Here is a 20,295-nt window from a genome sequence, read left to right on the forward strand (position 1 = left end):
CAAGACGCGCTCGCTGCCATGCCGGTATCATCCGCCATCATTATTAATGCGGATGTGCTGTCATGCTGGCCATTGCCACCAAGGGTTTTTTACTGTCGGTATCGCTGTGCCTGGATATCGGCATCGTCAATGCCGCCCTGATCAACACCGGGCTGCGCAAGGGCTTGCGCCCGGCGCTGATGATGGGCCTGGGTTCCTGTTTTGGTGACCTGTTCTACGCCCTGCTGTCCTTGCTGGGCATGTCGCTGCTGTTCGGCTTTACCCCGGTGCGCTGGGTGATGTGGCTGGGCGGCGGCAGCGTACTGCTGTGGCTGACCTGGAAAATGGCCCGTTCGGCCTGGCAGGAGTTTTACCACCCCACCACCAAGGACAGCGGCAACGGTACGGATGATGGCCAACAGCGCAGCACGGCGGCGGAGTTCTGGCGCGGCCTGCTGATGGCGCTGGCCTCGCCTTCCTCGCTGCTGTGGTTTGCCGCAGTAGGCGGCAGCATCATTGCCCAGTCCACCGACGGCAGTTCGCTGGCAGCCAGCGTGTTCCTGGGCGGATTTTTCCTTGGCGGCCTTGCCTGGTCGTCCTTTCTGGCTTGGCTGGCCAGCCATGGCCAGAAGCTGGTGGGCCACCGCCTGCTGCTGTACTGCAATGCTGCATCGGCCGCCCTGTTTGCCTACCTGGCACTGGGCGTCATCGTGCACGGCTACCAGACCTTGCTATAACAGAGCCATCTGCCACCCCCGCGAGCCACTGCCATGTTGCGACTCCTACGTCTGCTGTTGCTGTTCCTGCTGGGGCTGATCGCCAGCACTGCCCTCGCCGACAGCCCCAAACCGGTGTTTGGCGTGGTACTGATGCACGGCAAGGGCGGCAGCCCGGACAAGCATGTCGCCGGGCTGGCCAGCGCCCTGCGGCAACAAGGCGTACTGGTGGCCAATCTGGAAATGCCGTGGTCGGGCCGGCGAGAATACGATGCCGATGTCGCCAGCGCGGTGAACCAGGTACAAGAGTCGCTGCAAGCCCTGCGCACCCAGGGTGCGCGCAAGCTGGTGGTGGCCGGCCACAGCCAGGGCGGGCTGTTCGCCCTGTATCTGGCAGGACGACTGCCGCTGGATGGTGTTATTGCCATTGCACCGGGCGGCAATGTGGCAGCCGGTATGCTGCACGACCGGTTGGCCGATTCCGTGGCCAGTGCCCGCAGCCTGCTGGCCGCCGGCCATGGCGAGGAAAAAACCCGGCTGGCAGATTTTGAAGGCAGCAAGGGGCTCTACCCGATCACCACCACGCCGCGCATCTATCTGGACTGGTTCGATCCGGAGGGCGCGATGAACCAGGGCAAGGCCGTGCAGCAGCTGCCTGCGGGCCTGCCAGTACTGTATATCTCGCCGGAAGGCGACTACCCCGCGCTGCAGCGCGTGCGCCAGAGCATGTTCGACGCCCTGCCGGCCAACCCGGCCAGCCAGTTGCTGATTCCGCCGGGCAGCCATCTGCAAGCACCGACTGCCGCGATACCCGGCATTGTCGACTGGCTGGGTCGCATCGCAGGCGACTGAAGCTCAGCCGCCAACCACAGACAGCGCCGACAGGCCAATGCCGCCGGCGCGCGCCACCCTGATCTGCACCGCAATACGCTCCTTCATGCCTTCCACATGGCTGATCACACCTATCATCTTGCCACTGGCATTGAGGCTATCCAGCGCATCCAGCGCAATCTCCAGCGTTTCGGCATCCAGCGTGCCAAAACCCTCGTCCAGGAACAGCGAATCGATGGATGTCTTGTGACTGACCAGATCGGACAGCGCCAAAGCCAACGCCAGGCTGACCAGAAAACTCTCGCCACCCGACAGGGTGCGGGTATCACGGCAGACATCGGCCTGCCAGCTGTCGACGATTTCCAGTTCCAGCTCGCCCTCCGCCTTGCGCCGTAGCTGGTAGCGCCCCTGCAGGCGCGCCAGCTGACGGTTGGCCAGATACACCAGATAATCCAGTGTCAGCCCCTGGGCAAAACGGCGGAACTTGTCGCCCTTGGCCGAGCCGATCAGCCCGTCCAGCCGTTGCCATAGCTCGCTGTTGGCCTGCTGACGGGCAATCTGCGCCAGCAAGGCCTGCAAACCTTCACGACGCTGGGCATCGCTGTCCAGCAGAGCCTGCAGCGCCCCGCTCTGGGCGCTCAATTGCTGGCGTTCGCCATCCAGCGTGGCCTGCTGTGCCTGCAACTCGTCCAGCGTAAGCGGGCTGATTGCGGCAGCTTGCAGCTCGACCTGGCGGGTATTGGCCGCCTGCAACAAGGCTTCGGCCTGTTGCAGCGACCGGTCCAGGGCCTGCTGTATGGCTTGCAGGGCCGTGCGCTCACTCTCCGGCAGACAGGCGGCAGCAAAGGCAGCCTCGTCGGCAAAGGGGCTGTGCTGCAAGGCCTGTTGCCATTGCTGCGCGGCCTCCGCCAGCTGCAGCCCTTGCTGGCGCGCATCCTCTGCTACTTGCTGTTGCTGGCCTTGTAACTGTGCCAGCACGGCAGCCAGCTGTTGCCGCTGCTGCTGGCAGGCTTCCAGCTGCACCACGGTTGCGGCAAGGTCCTCGGCAAGAGGGCTGAGGGATGGCGACGGCTCAGGCAAAGCCAGTAGCTGCCAGTATTGCTGCCACTCCTGGCCCTGGGCCTCGGCCTGTGCCGCCTGCACCTCCAGCCGTGCCAGTTGCTGTTCCAGCCGCTGCATGGCTTGCTGTTGCTGCTGCCAGGCTTGCCATTGCTGTTCGCAATCAGCCAGCCAACGAGCGGGATCGTCCGGCATGGCATGGCCGGCCACAGCCAGCGACTGCTGCAAGGCTTGCCACTGCGTCTGCGCATCTGCGCCCTGTCCCGCCACTTGTGCATCGGCCTGCGCCCATTGCTGCTGCAAGCTGGCGGCGGCCTGTTGCAACAAGGCCTGCTCGGCCTGAGCCGCCTGCCACTGCTGCTGCGCCTGCTGACTGGCTTGCAAGGCCTGCTGCCAATGACGGGCGGCAGCTTCGGCCTGCAGCAGTTGCTGCTGCAGCTGCTCTTGTTGCTGCAAGGCTGCCTGGGCGGCCTGCGCCAGCGCTTCCGGCTGCTGCCAACCTTCCGCATCAACCCCCAGTGCAACAGCCAGCGGCTGCCATTGCTGCCAATACTGCTGCTGGCTGGCCTGTTGCGCCTCTGCTTGCTGCTGCAGGTTGTCCAGCTGCTGTTGCAGGGCAGCCAATTCCACATTGGCTTGCTGGCCTTGTGCCTGCACAGCATCCAGCGTCTGCTGTTTGTCCTGCACCGCCTGACGCGCCGCCGTGGCATCCACGGCCTGATAGTGCTGCACCAGCGGATGGCTGGCAGAGCCACATAGCGGACAGGGCTGACCCGGCTGCAGTAGGGCGCGCTGGGCTTCCAGATCCTGGATGCGCAATTCCAGCTCCAGCAGGCGCTGCTTGTCCGCCAGTTGCTCCTGTAGTTCGCGATACTGGCTGCGCAGCGTAGCCAGCGCCGCCGTGCGTTGTGGCAGCAGCGCCTGTTGCTGTGCCAATGTCTGCTGCAAGCGTTGCCCGGCCTGCCAGCCTTGCCGCAACTGCCCGGCTGACAAAATGGCTTGCTGCCACTGCTGGCTGGTTTGCTGGGCGGCCTGCCACTGCTGGCGCAGGCTGACAACATCCTGTTGCCGACTGGCTGCGCCAGCGCTCTGCTCGGCCCGCTGTGCTTGCAGAAAATCGCTCTCAGCTTGCTGACAGACAAGGGCTTGCGCCGATAAGCGCTGCTGCCCTTCTGCCAGTGCCGTGGCCAACTGCTCACGCTGTTGCACGGCCTGCGCCATGTCCTGCCGGATGCGGGCATGCTGGGCAAACTGGTTACGCCAGAGCGGCAGATACTCCCCCAGCCGCGCCAGTTGTGGCTGGGCCTGCTGCTGGACTTGCCACTGCTGCCATTGCTGCCGCGCCTGCGCCTGCTGCCTGCCCAAGAGGGCTAGCTGCTGACGGGACAGCTCCACCCCTTGCCAGTTGAGCTGTTGCCATTGCTGCCAGCTGTGCTGATAGCGTGCATTCACTGTCTGCAGGGCCACTTCTGTGCTGGCCAGCCGCTGCTGCTGGCTGTGCCAGTGCTGATACAGCGGCACAATGCGCTGCGCCGGCTCGCTGGCGGCCAGTTGCTGCAATTGCGGCGCGGCCTGGGCGATGGCGGTCTGGGCCTGCTCCAGTTGCAGGCTGGCAGCCTGCAGTTGCTGCTGTGCCTGCAACTGTTGCTGCCGCCATTGCAGGGCCAGACCAAGCTGTTGCTGCTGCCCGGCCAGCGTGTGCTGTTGCTGCTGCAGCGCAGTCAGTTGCTGTTGCATGGCGTTGCGCTGTGCTTCGTCCAGCAGCTCTACCCCACCGGCCTGCGCCTGCAATTGCTGCAGCGCCTGACGACTGTCTCGCGCCTGCTCGAACACGCGCTGGGAAATCTGGCCGTATAGCTCAGTGCCGGTCAGCTCCTCCAGCAGTTCGGCCCGCTCATTGGGGCTGGCATTGAGAAAAGCCGCAAAACCACCCTGCGCCAGCAACATGGACTTGGTGAAGCGGGCAAAATCCAGCCCGGTAATGGCAGCAATACGCTTGAGCTTGTCCGTGCTGTGGGTGGTAAGAATGGTGCCGTCGCCATCGGCCAGCTCCACCCGCGCCTGCTGCAAGGCGCCGTCGGCCTTGTCACGCGCACGCCGCTGGCTCCAGAAGGCGCGGTAAACCTTGCCCTTGACCTCGAACTCCACCTCGGCCAGGCAATCGGCGGTGTGGCGGGTCATGATGTCGTTGCTGCTGGCGGAAATAGTCTTCAGCCGTGGGGTTTCGTGATAGAGCGCCAGGCAGATGGCGTCCAACAGTGTGGATTTGCCGGCGCCAGTGGGGCCGGTAATGGCAAACAGGCCGTTGTCGCGAAACGGAGCCTGGGTAAAGTCGATCTTCCACTCGCCCTTGAGCGAATTCAGGTTCTTCAGGCGCAGGGTGAGGATTTTCATGCCTGCTCCTCCTGCAAGGCAGTCAACACCTGCCCATAGCGCTGGCGCAGGTCGGCTGCGAGTGCATCATCCATCTCTTCCAGCGCCAGCCGGCGCTCGAACACCTCTTGCGGGCTCAACTCATCCAGCGTGCTGCGTTCGGCCTGCAGCGTGGCGGATTGCTGGCTGCGGGCGCGGCGCAGGCGCAGCAGCTCGGCTGGCTGACCGTCCAGCAAGCTCTGGATGCGGGCTTGCAGATCGGACAGATAGTCATCACCTTCCACCACCACTTCCAGCCACAGCACCTGTCCCTGCTCGATGGCCGTGATGGCGGCGGGGATGCTGCGCTGCAGCTGGGCCAGCGTGCCACGCAGGCTGCACAAGGGCTGGAAGCATGGCACGGCCAGCGGGCTGATGCGGGTAATGGCGGCGCCATCCAGCTCCAGCAGCAACATCTGCTTGCTTTGCCCCAGCTCATCAAAACTCAGCGCCAGCGGTGAGCCGCTATAGCGGATGTGTGACTGGACGCCTGCCTGCTGCGGGCGGTGGATATGTCCCAGAGCGATGTAATCGAATGGCGGAAAGGCATTGGTGGGGAAGGCATCCAGCGCGCCGACATAAATATCACGCACCGATTCGCTGCTGCTGGCACCCACGGTAGTGAGGTGACCGCTCGCCAGAATGGGCAGTGGCAAACCCAGGCGGCTGCGCTCTTGCACAGCGAGCTGATACAGGGCCTGATAATGCGCAGCAATGGCCTGTTGCAGGCCCTGCTGTTTCTCTTCGGCACTCTGCCCGGCCTGGCTTTGCATCACATCGCGGGCGCGGATGAAGGGGACAGCACACAACAAGGCCGCTGGCTGGCCCGCCTTGTCGCGCAGTGTCAGCAACTGCTGTGACAAATCCTCCGCCACCGCCGGCACCACGGTACAGCCGAGATAAGCCAGCAGCGGCCGGCTTTCTTCCAGCGTGGCCACCGAGTCGTGATTACCCCCCAGCAACACCAGCTGGCAGCCTGCCTCGTGCAGCCGCACCACCAACTGGTTGTACAGTTCCCGTGCGTAACTGGGCGGCGCACCGGTGTCGAAGATATCACCGGCCAGCAGCACGGCATTGATGTCCAGCGCGGCAACCTGTTGCAGCAGCCAGTCGATCAGCGCCTGATGTTCCGCCTGCCGGCTACGGCCCATGAAGTGCTGGCCCAGATGCCAGTCCGAAGTATGAAGAATGCGCATGCCATCACTCATCAGGAGAAGTAGCGCGCATTCTAGCAAGCCCGGCACCAGCCTGCCTGCTCGGTCTGGTGAGGCAGGCTACTCGGCGGGCATCGGCACGGGCGCTTCGGCGGGCGCTGGCTCGGTCGCCGCGGGTACGGCCGGAGCCTCTGCTGGCTGCTCGCCACCCAGCAAGCCCGCCATGGCAGGCAGCGGGTGGCCATTCAGGCTGGCACCATCCCGATTGAAGCTGAAGTCGGCATTCAGCCGCTGGCCGTTGTCACTCAGCCAGCCTTGCTGCACGGCGCTGTGAATGCCGGCTTCCAGCATTTGGGCCGATTGCGCATTCGCCGCGGTACCAGACATTTGCGCCACCAAATCGCTCAGCAAGCCGCGATCCAGCTGCAGGTTGGCCTTGCCGCTTAGCCGCTCGTGCAGCAAGGGCTGAATGTTTTGCACTGCCAGTTCACCGGCAGGCATGCCATTGCCGTCGAAACGCAGCTCCATGCTGCTGCGCAGCCCGCCCTTGTCGGTCTGGAAGCCCAGCTGGTCGATGCGTATGGTCGGCGAACTGGCCAGCAAGCTGCTGGCACTCTTCAGCATGGTTTCTGCCGCAGCCTGCTCCAGCGCCGGATTGCTGACACTGCCAGCACTGGCATAGAACTGGTTAACCTTGCGCTGCCAGTCGGTATAGCCTTGCTTGTTGATATTGAGGTAGGAAAAGTCCATGCGCACTTCCTTCAACGCCAGCGCATGATTGATCGGCCCAAACTGCCCCTTTTCCACCCGGCTGTGATACGTCATGTCGACCGTACTGCCCTTATCCTGAATCGCAGCATCAAGAGCAAGCCCATCCAGCCGGGCCAGCGAGGTCTTGTTCAGCAACACCTCCAGCGATTCCAGCTTTTGCTGACTATCCATCTGCCAGCTGTCCTTGGCAGTGGCGGCATCGGCACCATGCCCTTCCATCTGCAGATTGTTGGCAAGCAGCTGTAATTCACTGCCGGGAGCAGAGGGCAGCGGGCTGCGTAGGTTGATGGCGGCCAAGGACAGCTTGTATTGCAGCGGCTTGCCTTCTTCCGTGCTGATATTGCCCAGCAGATTACGTATACCCACCACTTCGCCCTCGGCACGACTCCATTGCAGATCGGCCGCTTTCAGGGTGGTGTCAATCCGGCCCAGGAAAGTCTTGATGCTGTATGCCTCCAACGCCAGCGCTGCACCACTGGCCACACCATTAGCATTGAGCGGAGTGATGGTGTAATCAGTACGGGCCCAACGCAGGAAGGGAATGGCAAACTGGTTAACCTGGTAGTCCACGGCAAAACGCAGCAGCTGCCCAGCCAACGACAGGCTGTAGCTGACCCGTGCGCTGGAACTGAACCAACCGCGTTCATAGGAATCCACCTTCGCCGTCAGTGGCAGCAGCGTGCTTTGCTGCAGCTTGTCGATATCCTGGCGGATCTTTTCTTCGCTACGCACCCCGACCAGACCGGGGACAACCAGAACCCAGCCCAACACGACAGTCGAGGCTACGAGTACGGCCACTTTCCTTGTTTGCATTCTTATCTCCACCGTGTACCGCCCATTTATAGACAGTTTTAGCCTGCGTAACCGGGCAGCTCAAAAATAGCATTCAGTTATAACAACCCGTATTTCATCAAAAATTTCAGCTCGACTCAGCCATACCAGCCGATAGCACAGCTTCAACACTAGGTCGGCACCCCTACCATACCGGGCCAGGCAACACCTCGATAGTCGGGAGTGTAGGCAAGATGAATAAGGTCAAACGACCGGCTGACACGCGGGTGGGCTGCCCGGTATTCCCCGGCATCCAAGCAACACAAGCCGCGCCCCTGCCAGCCAGGCTGAAGCTGTCTTTGTACTGGAACTGGTTTGAAGACGAAACGGAGCACCCACCACCCGGTTCACGTCGCCACTCCACCAATAGCGCACATATTGGAGCAGGCAACAACGGCGGTCTGCGCCACAACACGTGAGAAGCACATGAAGAAAATGACCTACCCCCTTGCCATAGCCTCAGTGGCCATTACCCTTACGATTACGCCACTATCCAGCTACGCCCGTTCCGCCGTTGAGGAGCCACCGGCAGACACAGCCCAAGACACCATACAATCGAGCGCGGTGAAAACCACACCATTTGCCGCCAACACGTCCTATGTAGTCTGCTTCACGCCAGGTCAAGATTGCGAAGGGCTGATCGTCCAGGAAATCAACCATGCCCAAAAGAGCATTTTGCTCCAGGCCTATGTATTCACCTCGACCACCATTGCCAAGGCATTGACGCAAGCCAAGCAGCGCGGCGTTGATGTTCGGGCCATTCTGGACAAGAGTCAGCGCACGGGCAAATACACTGGGGCCACTTTTCTGCGGCATGCCGGCATCCCGCTGATGATTGATGAGCACCCAGCAATTGCCCATTCGAAGGTCTTGGTTTTCGACCAGCAATCCGTCCTGACTGGCAGCTTTAATTTCACCAAGTCTGCCCAGGAAAGGAATGCTGAAAATCTCATCATCATCAAGGGAGATTCGGGCCTGGTGCGGGCATATACCGAAAACTGGAATAGACGCTGGAAGGCATCGGTCAGCTACTGAGTAAATCCCGGTCGCGCATTACCCATTTCAGGAAATGCAGCCCGGCAGCCTGCCGGGCTCGAGGGCATGCATTGCTTTTGCAATTGGTCACACCTGGAAGCGCGCGACCAGTTTTTCCATATTCGCGGCAATTTGCTCCACGGCATCGGCTGACTGCGCCGTATTGTGTGCAGTTACGCTGGCTTCTTCGGCATGCTGGACAATTGTTTCGATTTTCTGAGCCACTTCTGTCGCTGCAGCGGCCTGCTCGTGCAGCGCTGTATTCAGTTCATTGACAATGCTCGCCACATGGCGTGCGCTGTCGCGCAAGGTCGCTACCGTGTCGCCGGCAGCATGGGTGTTGCTGACGCTGGTCGCCACCAGTTTGACTCCCTGATCGACTCCGTTCACGGCATCGCTGGTTGACTGCTGGATGGACGCCACCATTTTGACGATTTCATTGGTGGACTGCGCCGTGCGTTCCGATAGTTTGCGCACCTCATCCGCCACTACGGCAAAGCCACGACCTTGCTCCCCAGCCCGAGCCGCTTCAATAGCAGCATTGAGTGCGAGCAGATTGGTCTGGTCGGCAATGTCCTTGATTACCGCGACAATGGAAGAAATCTTGGCTGACTCAGTTTGTAGTAGTGCGATACGCTCGGCGGCGTTGCCAACCACCACGGAGATGTCGTTGATTTGACCGCCCAATACGAGCAGCGCATCCAGCCCATTGGCTGCCTGTAAGTCCGAATCACTGCTGAGCTTTGCTGCTTCGGCCGTGCCGGTGGCAACGTGGTTGATAGACACTGTCAGTTGTTCGGTATTGGCCGCAATGGCGGATGCCACCTCACTTTGCAAGCTGGCAGACTGTTCCATCTGCTGGACCGAGCAGTTGAGCTGGCGTGAGGATTCCAGCAACACTTCCGCATTGCGACGTGAGTCTTGCATGGCCTCGCGCAGGGCTGACTGCATATTACCCATAGCAACAATCAGCTTCCCCACTTCATCACTGCTGGCCGGCGGCAAGCAGCCACGCAAATCGCCATTGGCGATACGTCGTGCGGCGGCCACGGTATTGTCCAGTCGCCCGGCAATGCGCCGTGCCACCAGCAAGGACAGCACCAGCGACAATATGCCACCCACCAACAGGGCGATTGTGCCACCGACAATGCCGGAATTGACATTGTCGTCAGCGCGACCGGCTGCCTGGCGGGCACCTGCAGCATTCATCTTGATCAGCGCATCCGTCTGGTCGCGCAAGGCATTCGCTTTTGCCACCCATTCGCTCTTGCGTAGGGCCTGGGCCTGGTCTTCGTGGCCATCTTTCATCAGGACAATTGCCTTGTTAACCACATCCCGGTAAGCGGCTGCGCCAGCAACTGCTTGCTGATAGCCCACACGCTCCTCTGGTGAACTGAGCTGGGATTCATAACGCTTGAACGTATCCTGCAGCTGCTGATCAAGCTCGGACATCGATTTCTCTATCTTGCTGCGCTCTTCCGGAGTACTGGGCAGCATGTATTCCAAGCTGCGCACCCGGTAGCGCAAGCGCAATTGACTGACTTCACCTACGGCCTGTACCGATGGCAGCCAATTATGGGCGATGTCGCGAGTTTCCCCACCCACAGCCTTGATTTGCCAGATGCAAAACAGAATGGCGGCAATCAATACGCCCCCACTGAGGAGAAAGTTGACTATGAATTTGCGAGTCAGGCTGATGTTATCGAGGAACTGCATATTGTTCTCCACCTGAAATGATTGTGCACAGCTGTACTGCTAAGTTCAGTAAATAACAATTTTGCTATAAGGTCTATGAAAAAGTGAATTGTCATCAGCGGCATCATCCCTACTCCCCGGATAACTCGTCAGCCTCACACCAAGCCCGACAACAAGGCATCATCAGCTCGCCGCTTCTCACGACAGATCATTGACTGCTCGGTGCCATCACTATGTCTTGTTGATGATGTCAGAGCACGTCAACCCACGCAGGAAGTGCTGCAGTCCAGCGCGAGCTGGCGGGAATCCGGTCTGGACGGTGAAATAGCTTAGATTTCGCTTACATCGTGATGCGCTAACCCCACTGCTGCAGCCAAGCATACGGAGAAGGTATTGAGCGTGTGGAATAGGTCGTACGGCGGCGTGCGACAAGTGGCCGTAGACAAAGCGATGGCAAAAAGCCAGCAACGCTGCCGGCTATCACGCGAAAGGATCAGGACCAGAACGCCATGTATGCTGCGGTGCAGGTCCGCCACAGTCAGCGGCCGGTACTGGCTGCGGCAGCCAGCATCGTCGCCGCCTTGACCACCTGGCAGTACTCGCCATGCAGATTGGCCAAAGACATATCATGCAATTCACTCGCGGTACGCCACCGACCCGACCAATCGGCGCGGCCAAAAGTAAAACATGCATCCTCCACCAGATAAACGGTGTAACCCAGATTGCCAGCCATGCGCACGGTCGCTTCAACCGAATTACTGGTAGCCACACCCAGTACCACCAGGGTTGAGCAGTCCATGGTGGCAAGTTGCGCTTGCAGATTGGTACCGATAAAGGCCGAATTGGTCTGCTTGGCCAGCACCCATTCGCCGGGCAAGGGAGTGGCTTCCGGCTTGAAGGCGTGGCCAGGCTGGCCGGGTCGGTAAGTCGATGCTGGCTCCAGCGAATCGTGCCGGACATGGCATAGCGGGCGCTGCTGGCTGCGCCACAGCGCCAGCAATTGTGCAGCCACGGCTTCGGCCTGCGGATTATTGCGCTCGCCCCAACTGGGGTTGTCTACTGCCTGCTGCAAATCTATCAGCAGCAATACGGCGTTGGCCGGGAGTGTCGGCAAGGTGGTGACGGGCATGGGATGATGGGGGGAATTAGATATTGCGTCAGCATAGCAGAGCCGCTCCCGCCAGTATTCTCATGGCGACAAAATGCGAACAACCCACCGGACCTGAGTCGGGTGGGTTGTTGTCTGCCTGCCTGGTAATCAGCAGCTGTTATAGCTGCTTCAAATCAGGCACAACGTTCAGCAATTACAGCGGCTGAATGTTGGTAGCAGCCGGGCCTTTTTGACCCATGGCCTTGGTGTAGCTAACTTTCTGGCCATCATGCAGCGACTTGAAGCCGTCTACCTTGATTTCGGAGAAATGAGCGAACAGGTCATCACCGCCGGCGTCCGGAGTGATGAAACCAAAGCCTTTAGCGTCATTGAAGAATTTAACGGTGCCGGTTTCCATAATACATCCCTAACAAAATAAAATTTAAACTGGGCAAAAGCCCGGAAACAAGAAATTCAAGCAATCGACATTTGAACAATTAGGCAACTCTTTTGGAGGGACGCACACTGTAACGAAATAGGCACAAAACTTGAAATCTTGCAGGACCGTTATACGCACCTTGTTCCATGCGGTCAAACATTATCTGCCAAATTGGCAAAATAATTTCCGTTCAAACCATGGCGTATTCATATATATGACGAAAATATTGAGACCCGGATAAAAATAGCCATCGGCGAAATAGCCTTCGCAACCACTTTGATGGCGGCGCTGCAGGGCAAGATCATTGCAGGCCAGCCAGCGCCTGCTCCGACCGCAATGCCGCCCGCAGGAACTCCAGCCAGACGCGCAGCTTGGCCTGCTGCGGCTGTGCCGGCGGGTAGAGCGCATAGATGTCAGCCGGTTCCGACTGCCAGTCTGGCAATACGCGCAGCAACTGCCCGCTCCGCAACAGGTCACCCACATCCCACCACGAACGCAGCACCAACCCCAAGCCCTGCATGGCCCATTGCACCGCAGTTTCACCATCATTACTGGATAGCGGGCCGCGCACCTTCACCGTTTCCTGGCGATCACCTTGCTGCAGCACCCAGCTGCCATGCGTGTCGTGATTTTCGCGAATCACGATGCAATCATGCCGCAACAAGTCACGCGGCTGCGTGATCGGCGGGCGCCCGGCCAGATATGCCGATGCCGCACACAATACCCGTCGATTACGCAGCAACAGGCTGGCATGCAGCCGCGAATCCGGCGGCTGACCGAAACGAATGGCCACATCAAAGCCTTCTTGCCGGCGCGGCGGACGGTCGCTCAACTGAAGCTCGACCTCCAGCCGCGGGTATTGGCGGGCAAAGCCCGCCAGCAGGGGCACGATATGGCGGCGACCAAAACCGAAACTGGCATTCACACGCAGCAGGCCGTGCGGCTGATTCGGGTCACCGCGCACCCTCCCCTCCAGTTCGGCAATTTCACCCAGCAGGCGGCGCGCCTCATCCAGATACAGCTGCCCAGCCTCGGTCAATTGCAATGACCGGGTAGTCCGCCGCAGCAGCACGATACCAAGCCGCGCCTCCAGCTCCTGCAGGCGACGGCTGATCACCGGCGGCGTGACACCCAGCTGCCTGGCGGTAGCCACCATGCTGCCGCACTGGTTCAGCTGCAGGAAAAACTCCAGATCAGACACCGCATTCATTATTACGCTCATCTTAATAATGGTTTAGTTGAAACTGAATTATAGCTGTGAATTCACCTAGTAAACTGTGACACCGACAATCAATGATGGAGCTTGAAATGCTGGGGCAGATACTGGAAGCACTCGCCCTTGGCGGCCTGCTGGGTGGCATTGGCGGCCTGCTGGGCATCGGTGGCGGCATTCTCGCCATACCGGTTCTGGTCATGCTGTACGGCATGAACCAGGCGCTGGCACAGGGCACGGCACTGGTGATGATGACGCCCAATGTGCTGATCGGCTTCTGGCGCTACCGCCAGCGCAACCCCTTTCCCTTGCGAACAGCGGTGCTGATCGGCCTCTATTCGGTAATCAGCACGTACCCGGCCGCCCGGCTTGCCGTCAACATGGACGCCGGCCTGCTCAAGCAGTGCTTTGCGGCATTTCTGCTATTGCTGGCGGCTTACTTCCTGCTGGACAGCCGGCTGCGCCAGGCTGCCGGGCGGCCAGCCTGGCCAGAAACCTTGCTACCGCTGGTCGGCGTAGTGGGCGGCCTGTTTGCCGGCCTGTTCAGCGTGGGGGCCGGTATCGTTGCCGCGCCGATCCTGGTCAAGGGTTTTGGCAAAAAACAGGCGGTAGCCCAAGGGCTGGCGCTGGCGCTGGTGGTACCTGGGGCTGTGGTGGCGCTGTGGACTTACGGCCGCGCCGGCCATATCGACTGGCAACTGGGCCTGCCGATGGCTCTGGGCGGCGTCTGCACGGTATCCCAGGGCGTGGCATGGGCACACCGTCTACCGGAAAGCCGGCTGAAACAACTGTTTGCACTGATGCTGATGGTCACCGCACTGCTGATGTCACGACACGCCTGAGTTACTTGCCGTAAAACCGCTTTTGTTTTGCCGGACCGATCTCTATCATCCCTTCATCTTTTCTGCATGGCCGCCATCATGATTACCCTGCACCACCTGAATAATTCCCGCTCTCAACGCATTATCTGGCTGCTGGAAGAATTGCAGCTGCCCTACCAGATCAAGCACTACCAGCGAGACGCCCGCAGCATGCTGGCCCCGGCCGAACTGAAAGCCGTGCACCCGTTGGGCAAGTCGCCGGTCATCACTGACGACGACATTGCGGTGGCCGAATCTGGTGCCATCATCGAATACCTGGTGGAAAAGTATGGCGCAGGCCGACTGAAACCAGCAGCCGACAGCAAGGCGCTGCTGGACTATCGTTACTGGCTGCACTACGCCGAAGGCTCGGCCATGCCACCACTGCTGATGAGCCTGGTGTTCTCCCGCCTGGCCCAGCCACCCATGCCTGCCCTGCTGCGGCCACTGGCGCGGCTGATTGCCAAGGGCGTGCGCAATAACTACCTGGGTCCGCAGCTGCAACTGCACTTCGACTATATTGAACAACAGCTGGCACCAAGCGGCTGGTTTGCTGGCAAGGACTTCACTGCGGCCGACATCCAGATGAGCTTTCCGCTGGAGGCAGCCAGCCGTACTGGCATCGTGAGCGACCGCCACCCGCACATCAAGGCCTTCCTGTCTGCCATCCATGCCCGCCCGGCTTACCAGGCAGCGCTGCGCCAAGGCGGCCAATACGACTACGCCTGAGCAAGCTGCAACGCGGGGGCTTGACGAAAAAATGCGGCCTCGCTATGATGCCGCTCTCTTTTGGAGGGGTTACCCCAGCGGTCAACGGGTCCGGACTGTAAATCCGGCGGCTCAGCCTTCGAAGGTTCGAATCCTTCTCCCTCCACCAGCTTTCATGCAAAAGGCCCGACACCGTGTTCGGGCCTTTTGTCATGGGTCCGCACAGACCGCGCTCACAACACCGGGAATCAGCCCATGGCCAGCAAAAACAGCAAGAACGATAAACCCCGCGCCAAGGCAGCGCCACGCACGCCCGAACAGAAAAGATGGCTGCGTGCCGAGGAAGCTTGCCGCCAGGCCATGGACCAGCTGTTTGCCATGCAACGCGGGGAGCGCTTTGCCGACAACGAGCTGGCCGGCAAGTACGCCGTGATGGCAGGGATTCACTATCGCAAGATACGCAATGGCAAGGTACTGGGCGCCGCCGACTTCAATGCCGCGGTGGAAGTCAGCACCGCCACCCGTCGCTGCCTGCAGCAACTGGACGCCACCCTGAGCTTCGCCACCCTGCAAAATGGCCCCGCCCTGCTGGACGTGTTACAGCAGATCGACGGTGTACTGGAAGACTACCGTCAACTGAAAGGCGGCTAGAGCCGACACCTGCCAGCACACTATCAGCGCAGATGGCGCGCCAGCATGGTCGCCAGCTGCCCACTGGCTTCCAGCCTGAGCAGCGCCTGATCCAGTTCCCCGCGCAGCCTTTCCGCACCGGCCATTTGCCGGGAAATCATGAAATACACCTGCACCGGTCGACTAGCCGGCAGTGGCCGCATTTGCAGTGGCACACTACCCGTCGTCGCCACCCCTAGCTTTTGCAAGCCCTGCCACACTTCGCGGTATTCGACAAAGCCGCGACAATGCCCGGCCTGCAGCTTGCGCAATAGGTCGGGATAATTGGCCGATCCGGCATCCACCTGCGCCGGACTCAAACCGAAAGCACGATAGTTGAAACCATTCAGGCCACACCAGGGCAACTTGGCTGCAGCCGCCAGTGGTGTGCGCAAGGTCAGCTGCACCGGTTGCAATTGCAAATAAGTGCGGGTGAACAAAAATCGCTGCGCCCGCTCTGCCGAATAGCTGGCAGCCATCACCAACTGCACCTGCCGCCCCTGCTCTGCAGCGGCCAGGCAACGCGCAAAGGGCATCAGCCTGACCTCCACCCCGACCCGATCCGCCAGCGCTGCCCGCAGCACATCCGGCGAATAGCCCTGCACCTCACCACTGCCCGGCTGGTGATACGACGAGGGCGGCCACTGATTATCTCCGCCACACGCCACCACTGCCGCCCACAAGGGCAAGGGCAGCAGCGCCATAATCACTAGCAGCCCTACTCGACACTTGCTTACTCGCCCCATCCGCCTCCCACTGGCCAGCCACCATCGGCACCATCATCAAACATCCACCCGAAACACCAACAATACCATCATGGCTACTGACTTTTCGAGCGGTATCCACCGTGTTAGGCTGAGGCATGTCTCAAGCACTGTATGCCTTCCTGGCGGCACAGCACATCCACTACCAGCGCTTCGACCATGCGCCAGTGTTTAACTGCGCCGAAGCCAGCGCCATCATCCCCGACCTGCCGGGCGCGGAAACCAAGAACCTGTTTCTCAAAGCAGGCAAGAGCGGGCGCTATTTGCTGATCTGCCTGCCCGCCACGCAGCGGCTTGACCTCAAAGCCTGCGCCGAACTGCTGCAACTCAAGGGGCTGGGCTTTGCTTCACCCGAACGACTGCAACAGGCACTGGGCCTGACACCCGGCGCAGTCAGCCTGCTGGCGGTCATCAATGATCACGCCGGCGTAGTGGATGTGATCATCGACCCTGCCCTGCTGCAACAGCCCGCCATCCTGTGCCACCCCTTGCACAACACCAGTACGCTGGCCGTTGCCACTGGCGACCTGCTGCGCTTCCTGGAGTTAACCGGCCATCCACCACGCCTACTGACCTTGCCACTACAGCCATCCAACTGACTCGCACGCAAAAAAGGCTGCAACCAGAGGCGTACAAGCACGCCTCCCATTACAGCCTTTTTGCGGCACAGGCCGCGCTGTGACTTCCAACGCTCGTCTGTACTGTAAGTCAATTTTACCTCCAGTTATACATCGCTATTCGATACTGACTAACATCATTCCTTTGTACCCATCCAAGTTTTACAGTGCTATTGTGTACTGAATAAGGTACATATCCGTTGGGCTAGCCATCTGTGCCTGTAGCCGCTAACCACTTAGCGCTTCCACGCTGACACGAACCGCCCCGGCAGCAGCAGGCTGTCTTCGACGGGAAGCAAACAGCTGCAACCTGTTAAAGGTGGTTTTGTAACTTACGAACCATGCCTTTGCAGATGGGCTTGAGAAATCTTTCATGTGGCAGCGACCGATACGGTGCAATCGCTAAGTGTGGCCGCCCTGCCATAACCTTCCGAGGAGAGGGAATCTACTGATGACTGCAATGCCGTCGGAAAGCGAAATCAAGAAGGCCATCGAAGCGCTCAAATCGCAGCCTGCGAAGTTCCAAGTACTGGCCGAGAACATTATGCGAATCAAGTTCGGAGGGAAGTACCAGAACATCATCCCACAGGGACGCAATGCCGCACTGCAAACCACGATCGGCTATCCGGATGCGTATGCGACAGATGAGTTCCAGAAGCAATACCTGATCGAAGCGACAATTGGCGACTGGAGGAAACATCTTGAGAAAGAGGATATTCCTGGCATAACCAAGATTGGCGGTGCCAACGTGGCGGAGTTCGCCTTGTTCTGCATGTCGGATTCAGAGCTCTTGATTCAGCAGAAACGCAAAGACCGCAAAGTCAAGAAGAAGTCGGTGGACGAGTATAAGGCCGATTTGGCGGCACTGGGTGTGCCGCTGGCGGGAATCCGCTTCTTCTTCATGGATCAGCTCATCAAAGAGCTGCGCCAACCAGTCTATGCCCGCGTGCTATCCGAGCTAGGATTGGACATCGACATCTCGCCGTTTTTCAGCATCGAAAAGAGGCTATTCCATCCCGATACCGGCCCCACGCGAAGCGAGTTTGAGGCAGGTGACGTGGTAGCCGACGACCTTATCAAATCAATGAGACGTGCACTTAGCCCGGGTTCAAAGCTACTGGCAGAGGGTGGCAGTGGGCTCGGCAAGACCACTCTCGCCACCGCCTTCGCTTTTGATTGGTTGAAACGAGAACAGGGGGCCTTTTACGTAGACCTGGTGGCGTTCGATGATCCAGCAGCCATCGTGCATATACTGGTGCAGCGAATCAAGCAGTATGGTTGCCGGGCCCATCTCTTTGTCCTGGATAACTGCCATCGGTTAGCCCCGGATCTACTTTCGCAGATCCTCGGTGCGCATGTGGCTCCCGATGATCGACCGACAGTCCTGGCGATGTCCAGAAAGCTCACCGAGTCTGCAGTGCAGGCGCTGTGCAAAGCCCATGAACTCAAGCGGATGCATATCCGGCTGCGCCAAGAGGATCTTCTCGCGATCTACCGGCTGCTGGCGCGGCGTTACTCCCAATCAGCGTTTTTCACGCCCCCAACCGATGCTGATATGCAGCGCTGGCATTCATTGCACGCTGATCTAGTGACCTTCACTCTTGCCATGAATGGTGCGACGACCAGACTACGCGCGGGCCTGGTGCCTAAGTTGGCCGAGAACGATGCGATCAACCATCTCCAGGCACGCTACATTAGCAACTTATCTGCCAATGAGCGCGAGATGCTCGCAGTGATCGCGCTGTGTGCGCGACTCGACGTACCGGCGTCACAATCCAGTCTGAACGGCGGAGTGCCGCAGCAATCGCTGGATCGTGGTTTGGTGTTTCAGCAGACGGCCAAGAATCAGATGCCGCGATATGCGCTCGCCCACGCCAAGATCGGTGAATTGCTGCTGAAATGCTTAAACGTGGATGAAAAACAGGCGTGGGAGGAGCTCATCCAGAGAGATCACTTCCAAGCCTGCTTCATTGCCAAGCAGCTATTGGATGCAGACAGCGAATCAATAGAGACGCCGGTAGGCGCCGCTTCAAAGGCGAAAGAAGTACTGGAACTAGTTGGCGAGAACGCCTGGCAGTTTTCGGAGCGCTTTTCTCCGGGGTATTCTGGGGTGATCGCCAGCCTCTATAGGCAAGTGGGGCTGGAGGTTACCATCATCAAAGAGGTGCTAAGTCGAGGGATCTCGCGCTATGTTATCGATCAAGAGAGTTTCCTGATCGGTCTTCCGTCTTTCCTAGATTTTGCGCAGGAGGAAGGCTTCGATGCTGAGATTACTCAAGTCTGGGCTGACCTCACGAAGGCCGCTCAAGATGGGCGCCTTGAGATTGCAGCCTGCCTGGCGCCAGTATCGACCGTCCGCGAAATGCTAATGCGGACGGCTAAACGTGACGAGCAAACGTTCCGAACGCTGACAGCAGCGTTCAGCTCAAAGGCTGTAGCGATAGCGGTTGCAAACAAGTTTGGCATGTTGAAGCCGGATTTAGCAGAACAGGTATTGAAAGACTTAGAAAAGTTAGCACCGACCCTTCATCATTTACTGCTGGCGGAGTTGCCTGTAGGGGATCGCTTGCAGAAGCTTAAGTCCAGTCTAGCGAATGCAGTGAGTCCGCCGAACATTCGGAAATGGCTCCGTCGAAGTAGATTGCTGCACTTGTTAACCGGCGACCCGGCCCTGATCTTACCAACGGAATGGTTGTATAACCGCGGTGTGATCGTGCTGGAGCTGCTACTCGGCGAGCTTGAGAGCTTGCGCACGATCTACGACGATCAAATACAGGTTCTGATTGCAACGTGGGCGAGTGAGCGTATTTGTGAAACGCCGGACCCCGCCGCGACGGCGGCACGAATTCGTTTAATGCTGTCTATGGCAGATGCCAAGCGCGAGAAGGCCGTTTGCAAACGCATCGCGATGACGAAGGCGGACACTCTGAAGGCTTGCCTGCGCACTCAGAGACCGTCAGAACTCGGGGCACTGCTGATCGGCGCAGGACCAGTGTTTGATCGCAAAGAGCAGTTCTTGCCTCTGAAGAGCATAATCCTGGAAATCGCTCAGGAGCGAATTGAGAAATCGATCGCCGGCCGAGCGCCTCATCCACCAGCAGCGTTTCATTTGGCCTCACATGTGTATGTCGCCAAGCTGGCGGGGGCGGAGCACAACGAAGATTGGTTGCAGCCGGCACTTGAAACTCTAGGGCAGGCCCCTGCATGGCAGCCTACCTCTCGTGATGCCCAGAGACACACACGAGCCGGCCGACTGATGCGGACATACTGGAAAGGGGTAGAGACATTGCTCCAGACCGGCTACCAGGAGAGCACTTGAGCGCAGACGAATCATTCCGCTCTGGTTCGCATTACTTGGCAAAGGCCCCCTATGCCGGACGAATCTTAGGAGCGCCCAGCGTCTGGAGTAACCGCGCCGTCGAGCTCAAACGTTGGGATCCAGCTCTATTGCA

General features: G+C 59.6%; 17 protein-coding genes and 1 tRNA gene. 10 read left to right on the forward strand and 8 right to left on the reverse strand.

Annotation, left to right across the window (positions count from 1 at the left end; translation table 11 throughout):
* The first annotated feature begins 62 nt into the window (after positions 1-62).
* Together H2Z84_RS12850 and H2Z84_RS12855 are read left to right on the forward strand one after the other, a co-directional pair.
* The gene (locus H2Z84_RS12850) at positions 63-716 is read left to right on the forward strand and encodes a LysE family translocator (RefSeq protein ID WP_103523834.1); all 654 of its coding nucleotides are present in this window, start codon (positions 63-65) and stop codon (positions 714-716) included.
* 33 nt (positions 717-749) lie between these two features.
* Positions 750-1,547: an alpha/beta hydrolase gene (locus H2Z84_RS12855; protein ID WP_181836329.1), complete on the forward strand. Its 798-nt coding sequence runs from the start codon at positions 750-752 to the stop codon at positions 1,545-1,547.
* A 3-nt stretch (positions 1,548-1,550) separates the two neighbouring features.
* On the opposite strand, the gene H2Z84_RS12860 is transcribed toward H2Z84_RS12855, so the two are convergent.
* The 3 genes from H2Z84_RS12860 to H2Z84_RS12870 all read right to left on the reverse strand — a co-directional run bounded on the left by H2Z84_RS12860 (position 1,551) and on the right by H2Z84_RS12870 (position 7,735).
* Positions 1,551-4,979: an AAA family ATPase gene (locus H2Z84_RS12860; RefSeq protein ID WP_181836330.1), complete on the reverse strand. Its 3,429-nt coding sequence runs from the start codon at positions 4,977-4,979 to the stop codon at positions 1,551-1,553.
* Positions 4,976-6,193, reverse strand: coding sequence for an exonuclease subunit SbcD (gene sbcD, locus H2Z84_RS12865; RefSeq protein WP_181836331.1), 1,218 nt, complete (start codon positions 6,191-6,193; stop codon positions 4,976-4,978). The genes H2Z84_RS12860 and sbcD overlap by 4 nt, the downstream gene beginning before the upstream one ends.
* A 78-nt stretch (positions 6,194-6,271) precedes the next feature.
* On the reverse strand, positions 6,272-7,735 hold the full coding sequence (locus H2Z84_RS12870; RefSeq protein WP_181836332.1) for a DUF945 family protein: 1,464 nt from the start codon (positions 7,733-7,735) through the stop codon (positions 6,272-6,274).
* 212 nt (positions 7,736-7,947) lie between these two features.
* Here H2Z84_RS12870 and H2Z84_RS12875 point away from each other — a divergent pair, with 212 nt between their 5' ends.
* Together H2Z84_RS12875 and H2Z84_RS12880 are read left to right on the forward strand one after the other, a co-directional pair.
* Positions 7,948-8,172, forward strand: coding sequence for a hypothetical protein (locus H2Z84_RS12875; protein ID WP_181836333.1), 225 nt, complete (start codon positions 7,948-7,950; stop codon positions 8,170-8,172).
* A gap of 7 nt (positions 8,173-8,179) precedes the next feature.
* Entirely contained in the window at positions 8,180-8,788 is a 609-nt protein-coding gene (locus tag H2Z84_RS12880; RefSeq protein ID WP_220272830.1) for a phospholipase D family nuclease, read from the forward strand.
* An 87-nt stretch (positions 8,789-8,875) separates the two neighbouring features.
* Here H2Z84_RS12880 and H2Z84_RS12885 read toward each other — a convergent pair whose 3' ends face one another.
* The 4 genes from H2Z84_RS12885 to H2Z84_RS12900 form a co-directional block, all read right to left on the reverse strand.
* Complete coding sequence (locus H2Z84_RS12885; RefSeq protein WP_181836334.1) at positions 8,876-10,504, reverse strand: methyl-accepting chemotaxis protein; 1,629 nt, start codon at positions 10,502-10,504, stop codon at positions 8,876-8,878.
* Positions 10,505-11,021: 517 nt separating this feature from the next.
* The gene (locus H2Z84_RS12890; RefSeq protein ID WP_181836335.1) at positions 11,022-11,612 is read right to left on the reverse strand and encodes a cysteine hydrolase family protein; all 591 of its coding nucleotides are present in this window, start codon (positions 11,610-11,612) and stop codon (positions 11,022-11,024) included.
* 175 nt (positions 11,613-11,787) lie between these two features.
* Positions 11,788-11,991 (reverse strand): cold-shock protein, encoded by a 204-nt coding sequence (locus H2Z84_RS12895; protein ID WP_059287215.1) that lies wholly within the window; start codon positions 11,989-11,991, stop codon positions 11,788-11,790.
* Positions 11,992-12,313: 322 nt separating this feature from the next.
* A complete protein-coding gene (locus H2Z84_RS12900) occupies positions 12,314-13,222 on the reverse strand; it encodes a LysR family transcriptional regulator (protein WP_181836336.1) in 909 nt (302 codons plus the stop codon).
* A gap of 83 nt (positions 13,223-13,305) precedes the next feature.
* Between H2Z84_RS12900 and H2Z84_RS12905 the strand changes: the two genes are divergently transcribed.
* From H2Z84_RS12905 to H2Z84_RS12920, 4 genes are all read left to right on the forward strand, one after another.
* Positions 13,306-14,067: a sulfite exporter TauE/SafE family protein gene (locus tag H2Z84_RS12905; protein ID WP_181836337.1), complete on the forward strand. Its 762-nt coding sequence runs from the start codon at positions 13,306-13,308 to the stop codon at positions 14,065-14,067.
* 78 nt (positions 14,068-14,145) lie between these two features.
* Complete coding sequence (locus H2Z84_RS12910; RefSeq protein WP_181836338.1) at positions 14,146-14,814, forward strand: glutathione S-transferase family protein; 669 nt, start codon at positions 14,146-14,148, stop codon at positions 14,812-14,814.
* 62 nt (positions 14,815-14,876) lie between these two features.
* A tRNA-Tyr gene (locus tag H2Z84_RS12915) sits at positions 14,877-14,962 on the forward strand.
* A gap of 86 nt (positions 14,963-15,048) precedes the next feature.
* Positions 15,049-15,444 carry a hypothetical protein gene (locus H2Z84_RS12920; protein WP_181836339.1) on the forward strand — a complete coding sequence of 132 codons (396 nt, stop codon included), beginning with the start codon at positions 15,049-15,051 and terminating at the stop codon, positions 15,442-15,444.
* A 23-nt stretch (positions 15,445-15,467) separates the two neighbouring features.
* Here the strand turns inward: H2Z84_RS12920 and H2Z84_RS12925 are convergent, their stop codons facing one another.
* Complete coding sequence (locus H2Z84_RS12925) at positions 15,468-16,166, reverse strand: substrate-binding periplasmic protein (RefSeq protein WP_258869413.1); 699 nt, start codon at positions 16,164-16,166, stop codon at positions 15,468-15,470.
* A 158-nt stretch (positions 16,167-16,324) separates the two neighbouring features.
* On the opposite strand from H2Z84_RS12925, the gene H2Z84_RS12930 reads away from it, so the two are divergent.
* Both H2Z84_RS12930 and H2Z84_RS12935 read left to right on the forward strand, forming a co-directional pair.
* Positions 16,325-16,825: a prolyl-tRNA synthetase associated domain-containing protein gene (locus tag H2Z84_RS12930; RefSeq protein ID WP_181836341.1), complete on the forward strand. Its 501-nt coding sequence runs from the start codon at positions 16,325-16,327 to the stop codon at positions 16,823-16,825.
* 469 nt (positions 16,826-17,294) lie between these two features.
* Positions 17,295-20,162: a hypothetical protein gene (locus H2Z84_RS12935; protein ID WP_181836342.1), complete on the forward strand. Its 2,868-nt coding sequence runs from the start codon at positions 17,295-17,297 to the stop codon at positions 20,160-20,162.
* Positions 20,163-20,295 lie beyond the last annotated feature (133 nt).

Source organism: Aquitalea aquatica, from assembly GCF_013911085.1.
GTDB classification, from domain to species: Bacteria; Pseudomonadota; Gammaproteobacteria; order Burkholderiales; family Chromobacteriaceae; genus Aquitalea; species Aquitalea aquatica.

Coding starts and splice junctions, on each gene's coding strand:
- H2Z84_RS12850 (WP_103523834.1), top strand. CDS start 63: ATGCTGGCCATTGCCACCAAGGGTTTTTTACTGTCGGTATCGCTGTGC.
- H2Z84_RS12855 (WP_181836329.1), top strand. CDS start 750: ATGTTGCGACTCCTACGTCTGCTGTTGCTGTTCCTGCTGGGGCTGATC.
- H2Z84_RS12860 (WP_181836330.1), bottom strand. CDS start 4,979: ATGAAAATCCTCACCCTGCGCCTGAAGAACCTGAATTCGCTCAAGGGC.
- sbcD (WP_181836331.1), bottom strand. CDS start 6,193: ATGCGCATTCTTCATACTTCGGACTGGCATCTGGGCCAGCACTTCATG.
- H2Z84_RS12870 (WP_181836332.1), bottom strand. CDS start 7,735: ATGCAAACAAGGAAAGTGGCCGTACTCGTAGCCTCGACTGTCGTGTTG.
- H2Z84_RS12875 (WP_181836333.1), top strand. CDS start 7,948: ATGAATAAGGTCAAACGACCGGCTGACACGCGGGTGGGCTGCCCGGTA.
- H2Z84_RS12880 (WP_220272830.1), top strand. CDS start 8,180: ATGAAGAAAATGACCTACCCCCTTGCCATAGCCTCAGTGGCCATTACC.
- H2Z84_RS12885 (WP_181836334.1), bottom strand. CDS start 10,504: ATGCAGTTCCTCGATAACATCAGCCTGACTCGCAAATTCATAGTCAAC.
- H2Z84_RS12890 (WP_181836335.1), bottom strand. CDS start 11,612: ATGCCCGTCACCACCTTGCCGACACTCCCGGCCAACGCCGTATTGCTG.
- H2Z84_RS12895 (WP_059287215.1), bottom strand. CDS start 11,991: ATGGAAACCGGCACCGTTAAATTCTTCAATGACGCTAAAGGCTTTGGT.
- H2Z84_RS12900 (WP_181836336.1), bottom strand. CDS start 13,222: ATGAATGCGGTGTCTGATCTGGAGTTTTTCCTGCAGCTGAACCAGTGC.
- H2Z84_RS12905 (WP_181836337.1), top strand. CDS start 13,306: ATGATGGAGCTTGAAATGCTGGGGCAGATACTGGAAGCACTCGCCCTT.
- H2Z84_RS12910 (WP_181836338.1), top strand. CDS start 14,146: ATGATTACCCTGCACCACCTGAATAATTCCCGCTCTCAACGCATTATC.
- H2Z84_RS12920 (WP_181836339.1), top strand. CDS start 15,049: ATGGCCAGCAAAAACAGCAAGAACGATAAACCCCGCGCCAAGGCAGCG.
- H2Z84_RS12925 (WP_258869413.1), bottom strand. CDS start 16,166: ATGGCGCTGCTGCCCTTGCCCTTGTGGGCGGCAGTGGTGGCGTGTGGC.
- H2Z84_RS12930 (WP_181836341.1), top strand. CDS start 16,325: ATGTCTCAAGCACTGTATGCCTTCCTGGCGGCACAGCACATCCACTAC.
- H2Z84_RS12935 (WP_181836342.1), top strand. CDS start 17,295: ATGACTGCAATGCCGTCGGAAAGCGAAATCAAGAAGGCCATCGAAGCG.